This is a genomic window from Citrobacter sp. Awk 4, from assembly GCF_028069725.1.
Taxonomy (GTDB): domain Bacteria; phylum Pseudomonadota; class Gammaproteobacteria; order Enterobacterales; family Enterobacteriaceae; genus Citrobacter_D.
Map to the genome: position 1 here is coordinate 24,419 of NZ_JANEWG010000021.1, position 22,290 is coordinate 46,708.

Below are 22,290 nucleotides of genomic sequence, written 5' to 3' on the forward strand. Positions count from 1 at the left end.
GCTGTCAGGACTCCTCATGGTCTGGTTCTGGTTTACGGTCCCACGACAGACGAGGATCAAACGTCATCGCAGAAAACATTGTCATAATGACGACTAAAGCAAACATCAAAGCACCCATTGCAGGATAAATGTTCATCAACCCTCCCATGCGCACCAGCGCAGAGAGTACGGCAATAACAAAAACATCGATCATTGACCAACGACCGACAAATTCCACGACTTCGTAAATCAAATGCATTCTTTCGCTGTCACGATTTCCATGCCCTTTGGCGTCCCAACATAACCATGCAATCGCAATCATTTTTAACGTTGGCACCATAATACTGGCGATAAATATGACAGCTGCAACCGGATAAGATCCCTCACTCCACAGTAACACCACCCCGGCAATAATGGTTGATGGCAATTTTGAACCCAGCAAATCAGTAATCATGATCGGCATGATATTGGCTGGAAGGTAAAGCATGATTGACGTGAACAACAATGCCATTGTCCACTGCAGACTATTTTTACGTCGCACATGCCCTTTAGTATTACAACGGGGACACACCAGTTCATCGGCAGGCAGTATCGCTGTGCAACAAGAACAGGAGCGTAACCCTTGTTGAATTCCCGTCGTTCCCACTTTTAGCGGCTGCGCAATTTGCGGCGCGGGTGCGATGTCATCCCACAACCAGCGACGATCGACACACTGAAATGTGCGGAGCTGCAAAATACAAAACAGACACCACGGAATGAAACTGCTGCCTACGCCAATATCGCCGTAAGCCATCAGTTTGACAAAACTCACCAAAATCCCGGCGAGGAATATTTCAGCCATACCCCAGGATTTTAACTGGAACAAAACGCGCGCCAGCCTGGCCTGGAGTTTTTCCGGCATGGCGACACGATTAACGAGAAGTAATATCGTGATCAGGCAAAAAGCGGGAACCACCTGAACAAATAATAAAAAGAAAGTGCCGAGACTGGCGTAATCTTCAGAAAATAAAACGCCCGGAATCTCCAGAAATGAAACTTCGCTGCTGACCCCCGCCACATTCATACTCACAAACGGGAATAGATTGGAGAGTACCAGCATGAATAAAGCAACGATTGCATACGCGGTGGGACGCTGCCTTGGCGCGTCCCACTCGATTGTTAATGTTGTGCCACATCGTGGGCATGCCGCTTTTTGACCATGCTCTAACGGGGGTAATGCCACCAGCATGTCACATTGCGAGCACAATATATGCTTCGCAGCATGGTGATGTTCGCACATATGTGCTCCTTTAATTATGCGCCATTCTTCAAGGCTTCAAGATACTCCCAGCGCTCAAAGGCTTGCTCAAGTTCTTGTTCCGCGTCACTCAGGTCAGCCAGAACCTTTTGTGTATGCTCATGCGGCTGACTAAAAAAGGCGGCGTCAGCAACTTGCGCCTGCAGCGTTTCCAGTTTAGCTTCCAGCTCTTCAAGCTGCTGAGGTAGCTGTTCCAGTTCGCGCTGTAGTTTATAGCTTAGTTTGCCGCTCGCTCGTTTTACAATTTCTGCTTTAGGTGCAACAGATTCCTCATTTTTTTTCACAACGGGCTGTTTAAACGCCAGATGTTGTACCTGTTGTCCACGAGCGTCATGATAACCGCCGACATAACGACCAATTTTGCCGTCGCCTTCGAAGATCCAGCACTCCGTCACGGTGTTGTCAACAAACTGGCGATCGTGGCTCACCAGTAAGACTGTCCCCTGATAGCCATCAATCAGTTCTTCTAACAGCTCGAGGGTTTCGACGTCGAGATCGTTGGTTGGTTCATCGAGAATTAAAAGATTGCTGGGTTTGAGGAATAATCGCGCCAGCAGCAGACGATTACGCTCGCCCCCAGACAATGCACGAACCGGCGTCATGGCACGTTTAGGGTGAAACAAAAAGTCTTGCAGGTAGCCCAGCACATGGCGTGGTTTACCGTTAACCATGACCTCTTGTTTGCCTTCCGCGAGGTTGTCCATCACCGTCTTATCGGGATCCAGTTCGGCACGATGCTGATCAAAATAGGCCACTTCGAGCTTTGTCCCGACGTGTATACGGCCGCTGTCAGCCTGGAGCTGACCCAGCATCAGTTTCAGCAACGTCGTTTTACCGCAGCCGTTTGGCCCAATCAGCGCAATTTTGTCACTGCGCTGTACCTGCGCGGAGAAATCTTTCACCAGTTGTTTGCCATCAACCTGGTAATCGACGTTTTCCATTTCGAAGACGATTTTGCCCGAGCGCGTCGCTTCTTCGACCTGCATCTTCGCAGTACCCATCACTTCGCGGCGTTCGCCACGTTCGCGACGCATGGCTTTCAATGCGCGCACACGGCCTTCGTTACGCGTACGACGCGCCTTAATCCCCTGACGGATCCACACTTCTTCCTGCGCCAATTTGCGATCAAACTCCGCATTCTGTAACTCTTCGACCCGCAGCGCCTCTTCTTTCTCCAGCAGATACTGATCGTAATCGCCCGGATAAGAGACCAGCTTCCCGCGATCCAGATCGACAATACGGGTCGCCATATTGCGAATGAACGAACGGTCGTGAGAGATAAAAATGATCGTGCCATTGAAGGATTTCAGGAATCCTTCCAGCCAGTCGATGGCTTCAATATCCAGGTGGTTAGTCGGTTCGTCCAGCAGCAATACGCGCGGATTGCTCACCAATGCTCTGCCCAGCGCAGCTTTACGCAGCCATCCACCCGAAAGAGAAGAGAGCGCCGCGTTAGGATCAAGCCCTAATTGCGCCAACACTTCATTAATACGGCTTTCGAGCTGCCACAGGTTATGATGGTCGAGCTGTTCCTGTACCCGCGCCATTTCATTGAGGTTCTTATCGCTGGGATCCGTCATCACCAGACGAGAAATATCGTGATAACGTTTCAGATACTCCGCCTGTTCCTCAATGCCCTCGGCGACAAAATCATACACGCTGCCCGCAACGTTTCGCGGGGGATCCTGTTGCAAACGCGCGACGACCAGATCCTGTTCATAGATGATGCGCCCATCATCCAGACCTTGTTCGCGGTTGAGGATCTTCATCAGGGTCGATTTTCCGGCGCCGTTACGGCCAACCAGACAGACGCGTTCGTTATCTTCGATATGCAATTCTGCATTATCAAGAAGCGGCGCATCGCTAAACGACAGCCATGCGCCATGCATACTGATTAATGACATTTACTTTTCCTTTCAGGCCGAGGTAATCAGCCAGCAGTTGTGGATCTGGCGGTTACGGGCAAAATCCTGGGATTGCGTTTTCTGCGTGATTTCTTGTGCTTTTAGTCCCAGTGCCGCCAGTCCGTCAAGATCCATACGGAATCCACGTTTGTTGTTAGAGAACATGATGGTGCCGCCCTTACGCAGCAGACGCTTCAGATCCTTCATCAGCGCCAGATGATCGCGCTGCACATCAAACGAATCTTCCATACGTTTTGAGTTAGAAAACGTCGGTGGATCGATGAAAATAAGATCGAATTGCTCATTTGCCTCACGCAACCAGCCCAGACAATCGGCCTGAATTAAGCGATGCGCACGGCCGCTCAGGCCATTCAGACGCAAGTTGCGCTCCGCCCACTCCAGATAGGTGCGCGACATATCTACTGTGGTGGTACTGCGGGCGCCACCCAAACCAGCATGTACGCTGGCGCTACCGGTATAGGAGAAAAGGTTAAGGAAATCTTTTCCACTGCTCATTTGACCCAGCATACGGCGCGCAATACGGTGATCAAGGAACAGACCCGTGTCCAGATAGTCGGTCAGGTTGACCCACAGGCGCGCGTTATATTCGCTCACTTCGATGAACTCGCCCTTCTCGTTCATCTTCTGGTACTGATTTTTCCCTTTCTGACGCTCACGCGTTTTCAGCACCAGCTTGTTCGGTGCTATCTCCAACACGGAGAGAGTCGCCGCAATAATATCGAACAGACGCTGGCGCGCTTTCTGCGCATCGACCGTTTTCGGCGGCGCATATTCCTGGATAACCACCCACTCGCCGTAGCGGTCAACCGCGACGTTGTATTCCGGGAGGTCGGCATCATAAAGGCGATAACATTCAATCCCTTCCTGACGTGCCCACTTCTCCAGCTTCTTAATATTTTTACGCAGTCGGTTGGCGTAATCTTCCGCCACTGTGGCAGGTTTGCTTTCGGAGGTGGTTTCTGCGACGTGGTAGTTTTTCTGCACGCAATCCAGCGGGCCGTTTTTCGCCTTGAATTGTTTATCGGCGCGCAATTGCAGACTGCTGAGCAGGTCCGGAGACGCGCTGAACAATGACAAATTCCAGCCGCCGAACTGGTTTTTCATGTTACGACCGAGCAGGCTATGCAACGCGATAAGCGCTGGCTCACTGTCCAGACGTTCACCGTACGGCGGGTTACTGATAACCGTCCCGTACGGACCTGCGGGCAGCGGATTGCTCAGTTGTGCAACATCTTTCACTTCGAAAGTGATGAGATCGCCAATGCCTGCGCGGCGGGCGTTACTGCGCGCACGTTCAATTACGCGCGCATCGCTGTCTGAACCATAAAAGTGCGAGCTGTAATCGGCCAGACCTTTGCGGGCACGAACCTGCGCCTCGGCTTTCACTTCCTGCCAGAGTGCATCATCATGCTGCGCCCAACCGCTGAAGCCCCAGTATCCACGATGCAAGCCAGGGGCACGATCGGTCGCCCACATTGCCGCTTCAATTAACAGCGTACCCGAACCGCACATTGGATCGAGCAGTGGCGTGCCCGGCTGCCAGCCAGAACGCATCACAATCGCCGCCGCCAGCGTTTCCTTGATCGGTGCCTGACCGGTACGATCGCGATACCCACGCTGATGCAGACCGTCACCGCTCAGATCAAGAGCAATACTGGCGGTGTCTTTATTCAGCCAGACATTTATACGTAAATCCGGGGATTCACGATCCACATTCGGGCGCGGCAGATTCTTGCGGGTGAAGGCATCCACAATGGCATCCTTCACTTTCATTGCGCCATACTGACTGTTGCGAATGGTGTCATTCAGGCCGCTGAAGTGCACGGCAAACGTAGCGCCGGGATTAAAAATCTCTGTCCAGTCGATTGCCTGAACGCCGAGATACAGGTCCAGATCGCTATAGACCTTGCATTCCCCCATCGGCAATATGATGCGAGAGGCCAGACGGCTCCACATCAGGCTCTGGTAAACAAGCCGTGTGTCGCCCTTAAAATGGACCCCACCCTGAACGACCTGGCACTCTTCGGCGCCCAGGTTTTCCAGTTCAGTTTTTAACAGCTCTTCCAGCCCACGGGCCGTACTGGCAAACAGAGAATTCATATCGTCACTTTTACTCCGGGAAAATTGCTGCGCATTATAGCTAATATGGGCTGTATGTCATAAAGTTGAGGGCTTATTTTCATTCGAGGGCTGTACTGTGGTGACGCTAACCCGGCTTTTTGTCCATCCGGTTAAATCAATGCGCGGCATTGGCCTGACACACGCGCTGGCTGACGCCAGCGGTCTGGCGTTTGATCGTATTTTTATGATAACCGCGCCCGATGGAACCTTCATCACTGCCCGCCAGTTTCCGCAAATGGTTCGTTTTACCCCTTCCCTATTGCACGATGGGTTGCATCTTACGGCCCCGGACGGCAGCAGCGCGCTGGTGCGGTTCGCTGATTTCGCCGAACAAGATGCCCCAACGGAAGTCTGGGGAAACCATTTTACCGCCCGCATCGCACCCGATGCTGTCAATCGGTGGCTGAGCGGCTTCTTTTCCCGCGAGGTGCAATTACGGTGGGTCGGGCCAAACCTGACGCGACGCGTTAAACAGCACAGCGGCGTACCGCTCTCCTTCGCGGATGGTTTCCCCTACCTGCTGACCAGTGAAGCCTCTCTGCGTGACTTACAACAGCGCTGCCCGGCCAGCGTGAAAATGGAACAGTTTCGCCCTAACCTGGTGGTGAGCGGCGCTGTCGCCTGGGAAGAGGACAGCTGGAAAGTGATCCGCATTGGCGACGTTATTTTTGACGTGGTAAAGCCATGTAGTCGCTGTATTTTCACCACCGTCAGCCCGGAAAAAGGCCAAAAACATCCCTCTGGAGAACCGTTAGCGACGTTGCAGCGTTTTCGTACAGCGCTGGATAATGGCGATGTTGATTTTGGTCAGAATCTGATTGCGCGCAACAGTGGCGTGATTCGCACGGGCGATGAGGTCGAAATCCTGGCTACAGGGCCCGCAAAAGCTTACGGCGCCGCGGTACCCGACGATACCCTCAGCGCAGAACAACACCCGGATGCAGCGGTGAGTATCGACTGGCATGGACAGACTTTCCGTGGCAACAACCAACAGGTGTTGTTAGAACAACTCGAGAACCAGGGAATTCGGGTTCCCTATTCGTGTCGGGCGGGGATCTGTGGTTGCTGTCGGGTACGGTTGCTGGAAGGCGAAGTCAGCCCGCTGAAAAAATCAGCGATAGGCGAGGATGGCACGATTCTTTGCTGTAGTTGTGTGCCGAAAACGGCGCTCAGACTGGAAAGTTAAACGGCTTGCTCAAGGCTGAAACTGTCAATAATGGCTTGCGGTTTCAGTCTGTCATTCATGATCTTTATCGCATCACCCAACTGCATCGTCCGGCCCGCGACCACAATACCTGGCTGAGCAAGCAGACAAAGCGCCGCATTTTCACCCGGCTCCACCACCAGTAAATTGACTTGCTCTTCGGTATCGCTCAAATAAACGCAGGCCGCGTCGCCAGAGACGGGTGACCAGTTTTCGGTATGCGCAATAAAGTGCCAGCTTTTTGGCATCTGGGGTTTGAGGTAGCGAATAGCCACCAGCGCATTAAGCACCAGTTCCGCTTTTTGTTCTTTCGATAATTCGAGGTCGCGGCATTTTTCTTCAAAAGAAAAATACAGCGCTGCATCTTCAACGCAAAAACCAGCGGGTGAAAAAGCATCAGGAGTGAGCATTTTGCGAGCAAAACGCGAGCGAAATAACATGCCATTGGCCAGATCGAGCATCATTCGGTCATGCTCTTCATCATAATACCAGCGCCAGTTATCGTCAGGTTTAATTCGCATTCGTTTATCTCCTGGGCTTAACATCCTGTTGTAAGATTGTCCTGATTGCCGCTTCGTTAATTGACTTAATAAGAAAAGACTAAAATGTATAAATAAGCAACAGTGAAGGAATATAAAACAACCAGGGCTGGAAATAAAGCCCTGGTTGTCCGATTAAGGGAAAAGGTTAGAGATGGGTAACGATTTCTTTAATCAGCGGTGGGCCTTTAAAAATAAAGCCGGAATAAATTTGCACCAGTGAGGCACCGGCCGCCATTTTTTCACGCGCTGCTATCACTGAGTCAATACCACCGACACCAATAATTGGTAACTGTCCGTTTAATTCCTGCGACAGACGTCGAATAATTTCTGTGCTTTTTAATTGTAATGGTCGCCCACTCAAACCACCCATTTCGTCACAGTTTTTCATTCCCTGAACCAAAGAACGATCCAACGTTGTATTGGTAGCAATAACACCATCAATATTATGACGGACTAAACTGTCGGCCACCTGGATCAGTTCTTCCTCAGAAAGATCCGGCGCGATCTTTACTGCCACCGGCACATATTTTTGATGGACCGCCTGCAGATCGTTTTGCTTATTTTTAATTGCCGTCAATAAATCGTCCAGCGCATCGCCGTATTGCAGCGTGCGTAATCCAGGTGTATTCGGTGAAGAGATATTGATCGCGATGTAACCCGCATAAGCATAGACTTTTTCCATACAAATCAGATAGTCATCTTTACCCTGCTCAACCGGCGTATCTTTATTTTTACCAATATTAATCCCCAGGATGCCGTCAAAATGTGATTTTTTGACGTTCTCCACCAGATTATCAACACCGTGGTTATTGAAGCCCATTCGGTTGATCAACCCTTCTGCGTCGACCAGACGGAAAAGACGGGGTTTATCATTACCAGGCTGAGGACGTGGCGTTACGGTACCGATCTCTATCGAACCAAACCCCATTGCGCCCAGCGCATCAATGCACTCCCCATCTTTATCCAGACCTGCTGCCAGACCAAGCGGGTTCTTAAAAGTCAGCCCCATACAGGTAACAGGTTTTGCTGGCACTTTCTGGCGCACAAGCGCTTCCAGCGGCGTACCTGTGACACGGCGTAATTGTTGAAATGTTAATTCATGAGCGCGCTCTGGATCGAGCTGAAAAAGGGCTTTACGAACGAAGGGGTAGTACATGAACTCTCCTGGATTCCCGGTGTGCAAACCGGGGGCGTATTATGTGCGATGTTGAAGCAAAAGGGAATTGACCTGCGGCAATAAATGACGATGTCCACGCAATCGTTTTCTTCCTCCCTCGCGCAATTATGCGTTTTTCAGATTTTCTCTGCCGGATAAATCATTTCGATTCACAAAATCTCTCTGTCAGACTGCACAAATTGTTATCAATGTTAGTAAAAAGCAAATAATTAGTTATAAGGAGAGATTGAGAATATGCGCATCATCACTCTGGCGGGAAGTCCGCGTTTTCCCTCTCGTTCCAGTGCGTTACTGGAATATGCCCGTGAAAAACTCAGTGCGCTGGATGTCGAGGTAGGCCACTGGAACCTCCACAACTTCGCGCCTGAAGATCTTTTATATGCGCGATTCGACAGCCCCGCGCTGAAAACCCTGGTCGCCCAGTTAAAAGAAGCTGATGGACTGATTGTCGCCACGCCCGTTTATAAAGCGGCCTATTCCGGGGCGTTAAAGACGTTGCTTGATCTGCTGCCTGAACGAGCGCTCGAGGGGAAAGTGGTGTTGCCTTTCGCGACCGGCGGTACCGTCGCACATTTACTGGCCGTTGACTATGCACTCAAACCGGTATTAAGCGCGCTTAAAGCGCAGGAAATTCTGCATGGCGTGTTTGCTGATGACTCTCAGGTTATTGATTATCAGCATAAACCGCACTTTACACCGAATCTACAACTGCGCCTGGACAATGCGCTGGAGACGTTCTGGCAGGCGCTGCATCGTCGGGATGTGCAGGTTCCCACCTTTCACCCATCGCAGGGGATCGCCCATGCTTAATCTTTTCAAACGTTATTCACACGGGCTGGCGCTGACCGGCCTGCTGTCCCTTTCAGCCCTGTCTCACGCAGCGACCGCCGCGCCAGAGACGTTGCGTATCGGTTATCAGAAAGGCAGCGTCAGTATGGTGCTGGCAAAAAGCCACCAACTTCTGGAAACACGCTATCCGCAAACGAAAATTTCCTGGGTCGAATTCCCGGCGGGACCGCAGATGCTTGAAGCGCTGAATGTCGGCAGTATCGATCTGGGCAGCACTGGCGATATTCCACCGATCTTCGCGCAGGCTGCCGGAGCAGACCTGTTGTATGTCGGCGTCGAACCGCCGAAACCGAAGGCGGAAGTGATTCTGGTACCTGAAAACAGCCCCATTAAAAGCGTGGCGGATTTAAAAGGGCGCAAGGTCGCTTTCCAGAAAGGTTCCAGTTCACATAATCTGCTGCTCCGTGCTTTGCAGCAGGCCGGGTTAAAATTTACCGATATTCAACCGACCTTTCTGACCCCGGCGGACGCGCGTGCAGCCTTCCTGCAGGGTAACGTCGATGCCTGGGCTATCTGGGATCCCTACTATTCAGCAGCCTTGCTGCAAGGCGGCGTGCGCGTACTGAAGGACGGTTCTGATTTAAAACAAACCGGATCGTTCTATCTGGCGGCGCGCCCGTATGCTGAAAAAAATGGCGCCTTTATTCAGGGCGTGCTCAACACCTTCAGTCAGGCCGATGCGCTGACGCTTAGCCAGCGCGAACACAGTATTGCGTTGCTTGCCAAAACGATGGGATTACCCGCGCCGGTGATCGCCAGCTATCTGGATCACCGCCCTCCGACCACGATCACCCCGGTTAACGCCACGGTTGCCGCACTGCAGCAACAAACCGCCGATCTGTTTTACGACAACCGCCTGGTGCCGAAAAAAATCGATATCCGTGACCGCATCTGGCAACCCACTCAGCAGGAAGGAGCACAATTATGAGCCTGAATATGTTCTGGTTTTTACCTACACACGGTGACGGGCACTATCTGGGAACCGAAGAAGGTTCGCGCCCGGTCAATCACGGTTATCTGCAGCAAATCGCGCAAACCGCAGACCGTCTGGGCTTTACCGGCGTACTGATCCCCACCGGGCGCTCCTGTGAAGATGCGTGGCTGGTTGCCGCGTCAATGATCCCGGTAACGCAACGGCTTAAGTTCCTCGTGGCATTGCGCCCCAGCGTGACGTCACCCACGGTCGCCGCGCGCCAGGCCGCAACGCTCGACAGACTCTCCAATGGCCGCGCGCTCTTTAATCTGGTCACGGGTAGCGATCCACAAGAACTGGCAGGCGACGGCGTTTTCCTCGATCACAGCGAACGCTATGCCGCCTCTTCTGAATTTACCCAGGTCTGGCGGCGGTTATTGCAAGGAGAAACCGTCGATTTTCACGGCAAACATATTCACGTTCGTGGGGCAAAACTGTTTTTCCCGCCAATACAGCAGCCGTACCCTCCACTCTACTTTGGCGGCTCTTCCGACGTGGCGCAGGATCTGGCCGCCGAACAGGTTGATCTTTATCTCACCTGGGGCGAACCGCCAGAACAGGTAAGAGAAAAGATCGAACAGGTACGCGCCAAAGCCGCCGCGCGCGGGCGCAAGATCCGTTTTGGCATTCGCTTGCATGTGATTGTTCGCGAAACCAATGAGGAAGCCTGGCAGGCCGCAGATCGGCTGATTGCGCATCTGGACGATGACACCATTGCCAAAGCGCAGGCGGCTTTCGCCAGAACCGACTCCGTCGGTCAGCATCGTATGGCGGCGCTGCATAACGGTAAGCGGGACAAGCTTGAGATCAGCCCAAACCTGTGGGCAGGCGTCGGGCTGGTGCGTGGCGGCGCAGGAACCGCGCTGGTGGGAGATGGCCCAACGGTGGCGGCACGCATTAATGAGTATGCAGCGCTCGGTATCGACAGTTTTGTCCTCTCCGGTTATCCGCATCTCGAAGAAGCGTACAAAGTGGGCGAGCTGTTGTTCCCGCATCTTGATGTCGCCATACCGGAAATTACGCAACCGCAGCCGCTGCATCAGCAGGGTGAAGCGGTAGCCAATGAATTTATCCCGCGTAACATCGCGCAACGTTAAGGAATACATTCATGGCAACGCGAACACATAAAGGGTTACTGCGCGTTGCCCCCTGGTTTTTACCGGTGGGCATCGTTGCACTCTGGCAGCTTGCATCCTCAATCGGCTGGCTCTCCGGTCGCATATTGCCTTCGCCAGAAGGCGTGGTTGAAGCGTTCTGGACACTCTGGGCCAGTGGTGAACTGTGGCAGCATCTGGCGATCAGCGCCTGTCGCGCGCTGATCGGTTTCTCAATCGGTGGATCGATTGGTCTGACGCTGGGGCTTATCAGCGGTCTTTCTCGCTGGGGGGAACGCCTGCTGGATACCTCGATCCAGATGCTGCGTAACGTACCGCATCTGGCGCTGATCCCGCTGGTTATCCTGTGGTTCGGTATTGATGAGTCCGCGAAGATCTTTCTGGTCGCGCTGGGGACACTGTTTCCTCTGTATATCAACACCTGGCATGGGATCCGCAATATTGATCGCGGATTAGTGGAGATGGCGCGCAGCTACGGCTTGTCGGGTTTTCCACTGTTTATCCATGTGATCCTTCCCGGCGCCCTCCCCTCGATTATGGTTGGCGTACGCTTTGCGCTTGGGCTGATGTGGCTAACGTTAATTGTGGCCGAAACGATATCGGCGAACTCCGGGATCGGTTATCTGGCGATGAATGCCCGCGAATTTCTGCAAACGGATGTGGTCGTGGTCGCCATCATTCTCTACGCCCTGCTCGGTAAACTCGCCGATGTCAGCGCACAACTTCTGGAGCGCGTCTGGCTACGCTGGAACCCGGCATATTACGTGAAGGAGACAACCGTATGAACACCAAACGCCTTAATCAGGGCACCCCTTTGCTGCTCAAAGCGGTCACCCAACGTTATGCCAGCAATACCGTGCTCAACCAGTTGGATCTGCATATTCCGGCAGGCCAGTTTGTCGCCGTGGTCGGGCGAAGCGGCGGGGGTAAAAGTACCCTGTTACGCCTGCTGGCCGGGCTGGAAACCCCGACAGCAGGCGAACTGCTCGCCGGAACCACCCCGCTGACCGAAATTCAGGACGATACGCGAATGATGTTTCAGGATGCGCGACTGCTCCCGTGGAAGTCCGTTATCGATAATGTGGGTCTGGGGCTGAAAGGTCACTGGCAGGATGCAGCTCGCAAAGCGCTGGCGGCCGTCGGCCTGGAAAATCGCGCAACGGAATGGCCTGCCGCGCTCTCCGGAGGGCAAAAACAGCGGGTGGCGCTGGCGCGCGCCTTGATTCATCGACCCGGCCTGTTGCTATTGGATGAGCCGCTCGGCGCACTGGATGCCTTAACTCGTCTGGAAATGCAGGCGTTGATCGTCTCGCTGTGGCAGGAGCATGGTTTTACCGTGCTGTTGGTTACTCATGACGTGAGTGAAGCGGTGGCCATGGCCGACCGTGTGTTGCTGATTGAGAATGGGAAAATCGGTCTGGATCTGACGGTGGATATCCCGCGCCCGCTCCGACGGGGTTCGGTACGTTTAGCAGAGCTGGAAGCAGAAGTGTTAAATCGGGTGATGCAACGAGGGGAGACTGAGCAACCGATTCTTCGGCACGGTTGATAATGCCTTCTGTTGTAGGCCCGGTAAGCGCGAACGCCACCGGGCATTTTTTTGCCGGATAGCGGCGTCACGCCTTATCCGGCCTACACGTATCAGACTATGTATCAGGCTAACGCCTTACTGATTTTCTCGAACAGATCGCCGGAGAGATTCTCCAGACCTTTTAACTGTTCCAGCGCCGCACGCATCTTCGCCTGCCGTTTGGCGTCATAACGTTTCAGTCGGATCAGCGGCTCGATCAGCCGTGAAGCCACCTGTGGGTTGCGACTGTTGAGTTCGGTCAGCATTTCGACCAGGAACTGATAACCGCTGCCGTCTTCGGCGTGGAACGCCGCCGGGTTGCTACCGGCAAACGCGCCAATCAATGAACGAATACGGTTCGGGTTGCTCAATGTGAAGGAGCGGTGTTTCAGCAGGCCACGTACCGTCTCCAGCACGTTGTCAGCCGGACTGGTGGATTGCAGGATGAACCATTTATCCATCACCAGTCCATCCTGGTGCCACTTATCGTCGTACTCTTGCATCAGGGCGTCACGACACGGCAGTTGCGCCGCCACCGCCGCAGAAAGCGCCGCCAGCGCGTCTGTCATATTGTTGGCGTTCTGGTACTGTCGGCTCACCAGGGTATTGGCGAGTTCGGTTTCACCAAAGGCCAGGAATCGCAGACAGGCGTTGCGCAGCGTACGCTTGCCAATATCGGCGTGCTCAACCCGATATTCATCCAGATGGTTAGCGTTATAAATCGCCAGTAACTCATCGGCCAGTTCCGTCGCCAGCGTACGGGTTAATGCTTCGCGCACGGCGGCGATCGCCAGCGGATCGATAATCTCAAACAGTTCGGCCATTTCATTGGCTGAAGGCAGCGTCAGGATCTCAGCCGCCAGCGCGGGATCAATCTTCTCGTCCAGAAGTACCGCGCGGAAGGCGTCAGCGACATGGACCGGCAGAGAGAGCGGTTGTCCCTGCTGATGACGCGCAACGTTCAGCTTGATATACGTCGCCAGCAGACTTTGCGCCGCATCCCAGCGGGAGAAATCATTACGCGCATGACGCATCAGGAAGGTCAGTTGCTGATCGCTCCATTTATACTCCAGCTTCACCGGCGCGGAGAATTCGCAAAGCAGCGCGGGTACAGGCTGGAAGTAGACGTTATCGAAGACAAACGTCTGTTCAGACTGCGTCACATTGAGCACGGAATTAACCGGATGACCGCCCTTTTGTAATGGAATAACTTTACCTTTGTTATCATACAGTTCGATAGCAAACGGGATATGCAGCGGTTTCTTCTCCGCCTGATCCGGCGTTGCAGGCGTACGCTGACTGATGGTCAGGGTGTACTGCTCGGTTTCCGGGTTGTAGTCGTCTTTTACGGTGACCACAGGCGTACCAGACTGGCTGTACCAGCGACGGAAATGGGAGAGATCGATGTTTGACGCATCTTCCATTGCCTGCACGAAATCATCGCAGGTTGCCGCGCTGCCATCGTGGCGCTCAAAGTAAAGCTGCATCCCCTTCTGGAAATTCGCTTCGCCCAACAGGGTATGGATCATGCGAATAACTTCTGAACCCTTTTCGTAAACGGTCAGGGTATAGAAGTTGTTCATCTCGATGACCATATCCGGGCGGATGGGATGCGCCATCGGGCTGGCATCTTCAGCAAACTGTAAACCGCGCATTGTGCGCACATTACTGATGCGGTTAACCGCTCGGGAGCCGAGATCGGAGCTGAACTCCTGATCGCGGAACACCGTTAACCCCTCTTTCAGACTCAACTGGAACCAGTCGCGGCAGGTCACGCGGTTACCGGTCCAGTTGTGGAAATATTCGTGTCCGATGACGCGCTCAATGTCGAGGTAATCTTTATCAGTGGCGGTATCGGTACGCGCCAGCACGTATTTGGAGTTAAAGATGTTAAGCCCTTTATTCTCCATCGCGCCCATATTAAAGAAGTCGACGGCGACAATCATATAGATGTCGAGGTCATATTCGAGACCGAAGCGCTCTTCATCCCACTTCATGGAGTTTTTCAGCGACGTCATCGCCCACGGCGCGCGATCCAGATTGCCGCGATCAACGTACAACTCCAGCGCCACTTTACGCCCGGAGCGGGTGGTGAAGGTATCGCTCAGTACGTCGAAATCACCGGCGACCAGCGCAAAGAGATAGCAGGGTTTTGGGAAGGGATCCTGCCACTGTACCCAGTGGCGTCCGTTTTCCAGTTCGCCCTGCGCGACACGGTTACCGTTGGAGAGCAGGAACGGATATTTGCTTTTATCAGCAATGATTTTGGTGGTAAAACGCGCCAGTACGTCCGGGCGGTCAAGATACCAGGTAATATGACGGAAGCCTTCGGCTTCACACTGCGTACATAACGCATCGCCAGACTGGTATAGCCCTTCCAGCGCGGTATTTGCCACTGGGCTGATTTCATTGACAATGCGCAGGGTAAAACGCTCTGGCAAGTCGCTGAGGATTAGCGCGCCCTCTTCTTCTTTATACGCTGTCCACGGCAGAGAGTTCACGTGGATTGACACCAGCGTCAGGTCTTCGCCGTCGAGGCGAAGTGAGGCATCCGATGCACCATGACGAACAACCTGGCTCACGGCAGTGACCACGGTTTTTTCAGCATCCAGGTCAAAGGTCAAATCAATATCAGTAATCTGGTAATCCGGTGCACGATAGTCGTGACGGTATTTGGCTTGTGGCTGTTGTGTCATAAAAAAACCTTTAGCATCTTCTATAGAGTCTCGACTCCAGTCTATTCCTGTTGTGTAAATCACGCTACGCAGAATGTTCATCTTTTCAGTCACAAACACCCTTTTCGCTACATTTTTATAACACGAGGCACGAAATGTACTCGACCCCAAAGAGCGCTTATGTTGTGATCGGGGTTCAATAAATCGCTAAACAAGGTATACTCCAGCGGTTTTCTTAGTTGTTTATTGTACTAAACGCTCCCGTGAGAGGATGCTACTGCGCACCTATGACACAATTCGCTTCTCCTGTTCTGCATTCGCTGCTGGATACAGATGCTTATAAGTTGCATATGCAGCAAGCCGTTTTTCACCACTACTACGATGTTCACGTAGCGGCGGAGTTTCGTTGCCGTGGCGACGACCTGCTGGGTATTTATGCAGATGCAATTCGCGAGCAGGTGGATGCGATGCAGCACCTGCAACTTCAGGAGGAGGAGTTTACATGGCTCTCCAACCTGCCCTTCTTTAATGCTGATTACCTTAACTGGTTACGGGATTTCCGCTACAACCCTGAACAGGTGAGCGTCACCAATGATAACGGTAAGCTGAATATCCGCTTAACCGGCCCGTGGCGTGAAGTCATCATGTGGGAAGTCCCGCTGTTGGCAGTGATCAGTGAACTGGTACACCGGTATCGTACGCCAGAAGCTGGCGTGGCGCAGGCGCTTGATGCGCTGGAAAGTAAGCTAGTCGATTTCGCTGGTTTAACGGCCGATCTCGATATGTCCCGCTTCCATCTGATGGATTTTGGCACGCGACGCCGTTTCTCACGCGAGGTACAGCAAGCGATCGTTGAACGCCTTCAGCGGGAACCGTGGTTTGTCGGTACCAGTAACTACGACCTCGCTCGCCGGTTGTCCCTCACCCCGATGGGCACGCAGGCGCACGAGTGGTTTCAGGCGCACCAGCAAATTAGTCCCGATCTGGCGACCAGTCAGCGCGCTGCTCTCGCCGCCTGGCTGAATGAATATCCTGACCAGCTTGGCATCGCACTCACCGACTGCATTACTATGGACGCGTTTTTGCGTGATTTCGGTATGGAGTTTGCGACCCGCTATCAGGGGCTGCGCCATGACTCGGGCGATCCTGTCGAATGGGGCGAAAAGGCGATCGCGCATTATGAAAAGCTGGGCATTGATCCGTTAACCAAAACTCTGGTGTTCTCAGACAATCTTGATCTGAAAAAAGCGATTGATCTTTATCGTCACTTCGCACCGCGCGTTCAGCTCAGTTTTGGCATTGGCACACGTCTGACTTGCGACCTACCGCAAGTGAAGCCGCTGAATATTGTCATTAAGCTGGTGGAATGCAACGGTAAACCCGTGGCGAAATTGTCGGACAGCCCTGGTAAAACCATCTGTCATGACAAAGCGTTTGTGCGCGCACTGCGTAAAGCGTTTGACCTTCCGCATATCAAAAAAGCCAGTTAATCACTCCAGGGAGCCATTTGGGCTCCCTTTATTTATTGTTTATTTCCGAAATCTTTCACTTTGCCTGTGAATTCTGCTTGTCTGATTGCAGATGCCAGGTAACATAGGTATCCCCCCAATCAGGGTGGACAAGTGTTTATTTTTTCCGACTATTAACAGAGAGAATATTATGAGCGTTGCGCCTGTTGCCGACGTACTCCAGGGCCGTGTAGCCGTTGACAGCGAAGTCACCGTGCGCGGATGGGTACGTACCCGCCGAGATTCAAAAGCTGGCATCTCCTTCCTCGCCGTTTATGACGGTTCCTGCTTTGATCCTGTACAGGCTGTCATCAATAATTCTCTGCCCAATTACAATGAAGACGTTTTACGTCTGACGACCGGTTGCTCGGTGGTTGTAACGGGCCATGTCGTTGCGTCGCCTGGTCAGGGACAAAGTTTTGAAATTCAGGCTACCAAAGTCGAAGTGACCGGTTGGGTTGAAGATCCAGACACCTATCCGATGGCGGCAAAACGTCACAGCATTGAATACCTGCGTGAAGTCGCGCATATGCGTCCGCGTACTAACATGATTGGTGCGGTAGCGCGTGTACGTCATACCCTGGCGCAAGCGCTGCATCGCTTCTTTGACGAGCAGGGTTTCTTCTGGGTTTCTACGCCGCTGATCACCGCCTCTGATACCGAAGGTGCCGGTGAAATGTTCCGCGTATCCACGCTGGATCTGGAAAACCTGCCGCGTAACGATCAAGGCAAAGTCGATTTCGACAAAGACTTCTTTGGTAAAGAAGCGTTCCTGACCGTTTCCGGTCAGTTAAACGGTGAAACATATGCCTGTGCGCTGTCCAAAATCTATACCTTTGGACCGACTTTCCGTGCGGAAAACTCCAACACCAGCCGCCATCTGGCGGAGTTCTGGATGCTGGAGCCGGAAGTGGCGTTTGCCAACCTGAACGATGTTGCCGGTCTGGCGGAAGCGATGCTGAAGTATGTGTTTAAGGCCGTCCTTGAAGAACGTGCAGATGATATGAAGTTCTTCGCTGAACGCGTCGACAAAGATGCCGTTTCCCGTCTGGAACGTTTCATCGACGCTGATTTTGCTCAGGTTGATTACACCGATGCGGTGACCATTCTGGAAAACTGCGGTAAGAAATTTGAAAACCCGGTGTTCTGGGGTGTGGACCTGTCTTCCGAGCATGAACGTTACCTTGCTGAAGAACACTTTAAAGCCCCTGTGGTCGTTAAAAACTATCCGAAAGACATTAAGGCGTTCTATATGCGCCTTAACGAAGACGGTAAAACCGTGGCCGCAATGGATGTGTTGGCACCAGGTATCGGCGAAATTATTGGTGGTTCTCAGCGTGAAGAGCGTCTGGATGTGCTGGATGCTCGTATGGCAGAAATGGGCCTGAACAAAGAAGATTACTGGTGGTATCGCGATCTGCGTCGCTACGGTACTGTACCGCATTCAGGTTTCGGTCTGGGCTTCGAACGTCTTATCGCGTATGTCACGGGTGTGCAAAACGTCCGTGATGTGATTCCGTTCCCGCGTACACCTCGTAACGCCAGCTTCTAATCACCTGTCGCTTTTAAAGGCCAGCTTTGCTGGCCTTTTTTCTCTGTGTAATTGTCAAGTTTTGTGAGCAAGAAGTAATCAAATCTAATAGCAACCCCTCAAAACCCACATTCTTGTTACGTCATATTTCCCTGTAATATTTATGAATAAAATATATGCAAATTTATGTTGAAGATGAGTTTCTTCTTAGCTTATAGCACATTTTTTGACCTTCAACTCAGAAGTCCAGATGTCCACAAATGAAATGCAACTCACCTTGCCAGCGGCTCCATCACGTGAAAACGCCTATCCTTATCTAAATTAAACATAAGAAAATCATATAAATAGAATTAAAAATGGTGTTTCAGAACGAGAAAATGCGCTGAAATTTGACGGCGTTCACAAAGTTCATCAAATTTAATTTTTTGTTACACATTTTTTCTCTTAGAAACAAAATCTTTATCTTTGTAGCATTTTCGCTGTAGCGAAACGGTAGTTTGAATGGAAAGATGCCTGTCAGACACATAAAGACACCAAACTCTCATCAATAGTTCCGTAAATTATTATTGACAGAATTTATTGACGGCAGTGGCAGGTGTCATAAAAAAACCAATGAGGGTAATAAATAATGATGAAGCGCAACATTCTGGCAGTGGTTATCCCTGCACTGCTGGCAGCAGGTACCGCAAACGCAGCAGAAATCTACAACAAAGATGCCAATAAGCTGGACCTGTACGGTAAAGCAGTAGGTTTACGTTATTTTTCTAAAGACAACGGCAAAAACAGTTACGGCGGCAACGGCGACGAAACTTATGCCCGTCTTGGTTTCAAAGGGGAAACACAGATCAACTCCGATCTGACCGGTTACGGTCAGTGGGAATATAACTTTGCCGGTAACAACTCCGAAGGCGGTAGCGACGCACAAGACGGTAACAAAACCCGTCTGGCCTTCGCAGGTCTGAAATACGGCGACTTTGGTTCTTTCGACTACGGTCGTAACTATGGCGTGGTTTACGATGCTCTGGGTTACACCGATATGCTGCCAGAGTTTGGTGGTGATACCGCCGCATCTGACATGTTCTTCGCTCAGCGTAACGGCGGTCTGGCGACCTACCGTAACGCCAACTTCTTCGGTCTGGTTGACGGCCTGAACTTCGCTGTACAGTACCTGGGTAAAAACGAGCGTGACAGCGATGTTCGTCGCTCTAACGGTGATGGTGTTGGCGGTTCAATCAGCTATGAGTACGAAGGTTTCGGTATCGTCGGTGCCTATGGCGCGGCTGACCGCACCAACGCTCAGGAAGATCTGGCTTACGCTAACGGTGGCGCGAAAGCTGAACAGTGGGCTGCTGGCGTGAAGTATGATGCGAACAACATCTACCTGGCGGCTAACTACAGCGAAACCCATAACGCTACCCGTATTTCTAACGGTATCAATGGCCTTAATGGCTACGCAAACAAAACTGAAGACGTCCTGCTGGTTGCTCAGTATCAGTTCGACTTCGGTCTGCGTCCGTCCATCGCTTACACCAAATCTAAAGGTAAAGATATCGAAGGTATCGGCGATGTTGATCTCGTAAACTACGTTGAATTGGGCGCAACCTACTACTTCAACAAAAACATGTCCACCTACGTCGACTACATCATCAACCAGATCGATTCTGACAACGAACTGGGTGTAGGTTCAGACGACACCGTTGCAGTCGGTATCGTTTACCAGTTCTAATAGCAGACCTCTTTGTTAAATGCCTAAAAAACAGGACTTCGGTCCTGTTTTTTTATGTCTGCCAGCAAATTCTCGCGTCCTGGGAAAAACAGTCAGGCTTTTTGTCACTAACAGTTGGCATTTTGTAAATCTACCGTTAACCTGATTACGGATTTCCCTTCTGTAACTACAATGGAACCTCGTCATGTTTGAGAACATTACCGCCGCTCCTGCCGACCCCATTCTGGGTCTGGCCGATTTGTTTCGTGCCGATGACCGTCCTGGGAAAATTAACCTGGGTATCGGTGTCTATAAAGATGAGACTGGCAAAACGCCGGTGCTAACCAGCGTTAAAAAAGCCGAGCAATATTTACTCGAAAATGAAACGACGAAAAACTACCTCGGCATTGACGGTATTCCGGAGTTTGGTCGTTGCACTCAGGAACTGTTATTTGGCAAAGGTAACGCCCTGATTAACGACAAACGTGCCCGCACTGCGCAAACGCCTGGTGGTACAGGCGCTCTGCGTGTTGCTGCGGATTTCCTGGCAAAAAACACTGCCGTCAAACGCGTATGGGTGAGCAATCCGAGCTGGCCGAACCATAAGAGCGTATTTAATTCCGCAGGCCTGGAAGTGCGTGAATACGCGTATTACGACGCTGAAAACCATTGCCTGGACTTTGACGCACTGTTGAGCAGTCTGAGCGACGCTCAGGCGGGCGATGTCGTTCTGTTCCACGGCTGCTGCCACAACCCAACCGGTATTGATCCTACGCTTGAACAATGGCAAACGCTGGCGCAGCTTTCCGTTGAGAAAGGCTGGCTGCCGCTGTTTGACTTCGCCTACCAGGGTTTTGCCCGTGGTCTGGAAGAAGATGCGGAAGGTCTGCGTGCTTTCGCCGGGCTGCATAAAGAGCTGATCGTCGCGAGTTCTTATTCCAAAAACTTTGGCCTGTATAACGAACGCGTCGGTGCCTGCACGCTGGTGGCAGCGGATGCTGATACCGTTGACCGTGCCTTCAGCCAGATGAAGTCCGTTATTCGCGCGAACTACTCCAACCCGCCGGCGCACGGTGCATCGGTAGTGGCGACCATTCTGAGCAACGACGCTCTGCGTGCTATCTGGGAACAAGAACTGACCGATATGCGCCAGCGTATTCAGCGTATGCGTCTGTTGTTTGTGAATACCCTGCAAGAGAAAGGCGCAAACCGCGACTTCAGCTTTATCATCAAACAAAACGGCATGTTCTCGTTCAGCGGCCTGACCAAAGAACAGGTACTGCGTCTGCGTGAAGAGTTTGGTGTCTACGCGGTGGCTTCTGGTCGTGTTAACGTGGCAGGCATGACGCCAGATAACATGGCGCCGCTGTGCGAAGCCATCGTTGCTGTGCTGTAAAACAGACTGAAAAAACAAAGCCCGCAATTGCGGGCTTTTTTATTTGTTTACCAGACAGGCATTTCGTCCTGCAGGAACGGATTATGCAACCGTTCGTTGCCCAGCGTGGAAAGCGGACCGTGTCCGGGGATAAATGTCACATCGTCGCCTAATGGCAACAATTTACGTTTAATCGAATCGATCAGCTGATTGTGATCCCCACGCGGGAAATCGCTACGCCCAACGCCGCCTTTGAAAATGACATCACCCGCAAGCAGTAACTGCGATTGTTCATCGAAGAAGACGACGTGACCTGGCGTGTGTCCCGGGCAATGCAACACCTGTAAAGTCACATTCCCTACGCTCACACGATCTCCTTCATTCAGCCAACGGTCAGGCGTCAATGGCTGACACTCTCCGAGGCCAAACATGCGACTTTGCGCCGGTAAACCCTGCAGCCAGAACTCATCTTCTTTTTCCGGGCCGATCACAGGCACGCCATAATGCTCAGCCAGTTCACCCGCCGCACCAACATGATCAAGATGACCATGCGTAAGCAGAATCTGCGTGAGCGTAACGCCACTGGCCTCCACTTCACGTTTGATTTTCTCTGCATCGCCGCCGGGATCAACCAGCGCGGCCAGACGGGTTTGCTCACACCAGATCAATGAACAATTCTGGGCGAATGCGGTGACCGGAATAATACGATAGTTCATACTGCTCCTGTTTCGTTAAGCCTGTGGA

17 protein-coding genes are annotated in these 22,290 nt (G+C 52.2%); 10 read left to right on the top strand and 7 right to left on the bottom strand.

Annotation, left to right across the window (positions count from 1 at the left end):
• Positions 1-4: 4 nt before the first annotated feature.
• The 3 genes from pqiA to rlmKL are packed head-to-tail and all read right to left on the bottom strand — an operon-like array spanning position 5 to position 5,301.
• Positions 5-1,258, bottom strand: coding sequence for a membrane integrity-associated transporter subunit PqiA (pqiA, locus tag NNO04_RS10930; RefSeq protein WP_271444674.1), 1,254 nt, complete (start codon positions 1,256-1,258; stop codon positions 5-7).
• A gap of 14 nt (positions 1,259-1,272) precedes the next feature.
• Positions 1,273-3,180 (bottom strand): ABC transporter ATP-binding protein, encoded by a 1,908-nt coding sequence (locus NNO04_RS10935; protein WP_271444675.1) that lies wholly within the window; start codon positions 3,178-3,180, stop codon positions 1,273-1,275.
• Positions 3,181-3,192: 12 nt separating this feature from the next.
• Complete coding sequence (gene rlmKL / locus NNO04_RS10940) at positions 3,193-5,301, bottom strand: bifunctional 23S rRNA (guanine(2069)-N(7))-methyltransferase RlmK/23S rRNA (guanine(2445)-N(2))-methyltransferase RlmL (protein ID WP_271444676.1); 2,109 nt, start codon at positions 5,299-5,301, stop codon at positions 3,193-3,195.
• 97 nt (positions 5,302-5,398) lie between these two features.
• Here rlmKL and NNO04_RS10945 point away from each other — a divergent pair, with 97 nt between their 5' ends.
• Positions 5,399-6,508, top strand: a complete 1,110-nt coding sequence (locus NNO04_RS10945) for a YcbX family protein (protein WP_271444677.1) — start codon at positions 5,399-5,401, stop codon at positions 6,506-6,508.
• Here NNO04_RS10945 and zapC read toward each other — a convergent pair.
• Complete coding sequence (gene zapC / locus NNO04_RS10950; protein WP_271444678.1) at positions 6,505-7,047, bottom strand: cell division protein ZapC; 543 nt, start codon at positions 7,045-7,047, stop codon at positions 6,505-6,507. The genes NNO04_RS10945 and zapC overlap by 4 nt on opposite strands.
• A gap of 166 nt (positions 7,048-7,213) precedes the next feature.
• Complete coding sequence (gene pyrD, locus NNO04_RS10955; RefSeq protein WP_271444679.1) at positions 7,214-8,224, bottom strand: quinone-dependent dihydroorotate dehydrogenase; 1,011 nt, start codon at positions 8,222-8,224, stop codon at positions 7,214-7,216.
• 255 nt (positions 8,225-8,479) lie between these two features.
• Here pyrD and ssuE point away from each other — a divergent pair, with 255 nt between their 5' ends.
• From ssuE to ssuB, 5 genes are read left to right on the top strand one after another with little or no spacing between them, the layout of a single operon-like run.
• Positions 8,480-9,055 carry an NADPH-dependent FMN reductase gene (gene ssuE / locus NNO04_RS10960; RefSeq protein WP_271444680.1) on the top strand — a complete coding sequence of 192 codons (576 nt, stop codon included), beginning with the start codon at positions 8,480-8,482 and terminating at the stop codon, positions 9,053-9,055.
• Positions 9,048-10,022, top strand: a complete 975-nt coding sequence (locus NNO04_RS10965; protein WP_271444681.1) for a sulfonate ABC transporter substrate-binding protein — start codon at positions 9,048-9,050, stop codon at positions 10,020-10,022. The genes ssuE and NNO04_RS10965 overlap by 8 nt, the downstream gene beginning before the upstream one ends.
• Entirely contained in the window at positions 10,019-11,164 is a 1,146-nt protein-coding gene (gene ssuD / locus NNO04_RS10970) for an FMNH2-dependent alkanesulfonate monooxygenase (RefSeq protein ID WP_271444682.1), read from the top strand. The genes NNO04_RS10965 and ssuD overlap by 4 nt, the downstream gene beginning before the upstream one ends.
• Before the next feature lie 11 nt (positions 11,165-11,175).
• Positions 11,176-11,967, top strand: a complete 792-nt coding sequence (ssuC, locus tag NNO04_RS10975; RefSeq protein WP_271444683.1) for an aliphatic sulfonate ABC transporter permease SsuC — start codon at positions 11,176-11,178, stop codon at positions 11,965-11,967.
• A complete protein-coding gene (ssuB, locus tag NNO04_RS10980; protein WP_271444684.1) occupies positions 11,964-12,731 on the top strand; it encodes an aliphatic sulfonates ABC transporter ATP-binding protein in 768 nt (255 codons plus the stop codon). The genes ssuC and ssuB overlap by 4 nt, the downstream gene beginning before the upstream one ends.
• A gap of 104 nt (positions 12,732-12,835) precedes the next feature.
• Here the strand turns inward: ssuB and pepN are convergent, their stop codons facing one another.
• Positions 12,836-15,448 carry an aminopeptidase N gene (pepN, locus tag NNO04_RS10985; protein ID WP_271444685.1) on the bottom strand — a complete coding sequence of 871 codons (2,613 nt, stop codon included), beginning with the start codon at positions 15,446-15,448 and terminating at the stop codon, positions 12,836-12,838.
• Between the two features lie 266 nt (positions 15,449-15,714).
• Here pepN and pncB point away from each other — a divergent pair, with 266 nt between their 5' ends.
• The 4 genes from pncB to aspC all read left to right on the top strand — a co-directional run bounded on the left by pncB (position 15,715) and on the right by aspC (position 21,567).
• The gene (gene pncB, locus NNO04_RS10990; protein ID WP_271444686.1) at positions 15,715-16,917 is read left to right on the top strand and encodes a nicotinate phosphoribosyltransferase; all 1,203 of its coding nucleotides are present in this window, start codon (positions 15,715-15,717) and stop codon (positions 16,915-16,917) included.
• A gap of 169 nt (positions 16,918-17,086) precedes the next feature.
• Positions 17,087-18,487 (top strand): asparagine--tRNA ligase, encoded by a 1,401-nt coding sequence (gene asnS / locus NNO04_RS10995; protein ID WP_271444687.1) that lies wholly within the window; start codon positions 17,087-17,089, stop codon positions 18,485-18,487.
• A 607-nt stretch (positions 18,488-19,094) separates the two neighbouring features.
• Complete coding sequence (ompF, locus tag NNO04_RS11000) at positions 19,095-20,192, top strand: porin OmpF (protein ID WP_271444688.1); 1,098 nt, start codon at positions 19,095-19,097, stop codon at positions 20,190-20,192.
• Positions 20,193-20,376: 184 nt separating this feature from the next.
• Complete coding sequence (aspC, locus tag NNO04_RS11005) at positions 20,377-21,567, top strand: aspartate transaminase (RefSeq protein ID WP_162380047.1); 1,191 nt, start codon at positions 20,377-20,379, stop codon at positions 21,565-21,567.
• A 47-nt stretch (positions 21,568-21,614) separates the two neighbouring features.
• Here the strand turns inward: aspC and NNO04_RS11010 are convergent, their stop codons facing one another.
• Entirely contained in the window at positions 21,615-22,262 is a 648-nt protein-coding gene (locus NNO04_RS11010) for an MBL fold metallo-hydrolase (RefSeq protein ID WP_271444689.1), read from the bottom strand.
• Between the last annotated feature and the right edge of the window lie 28 nt (positions 22,263-22,290).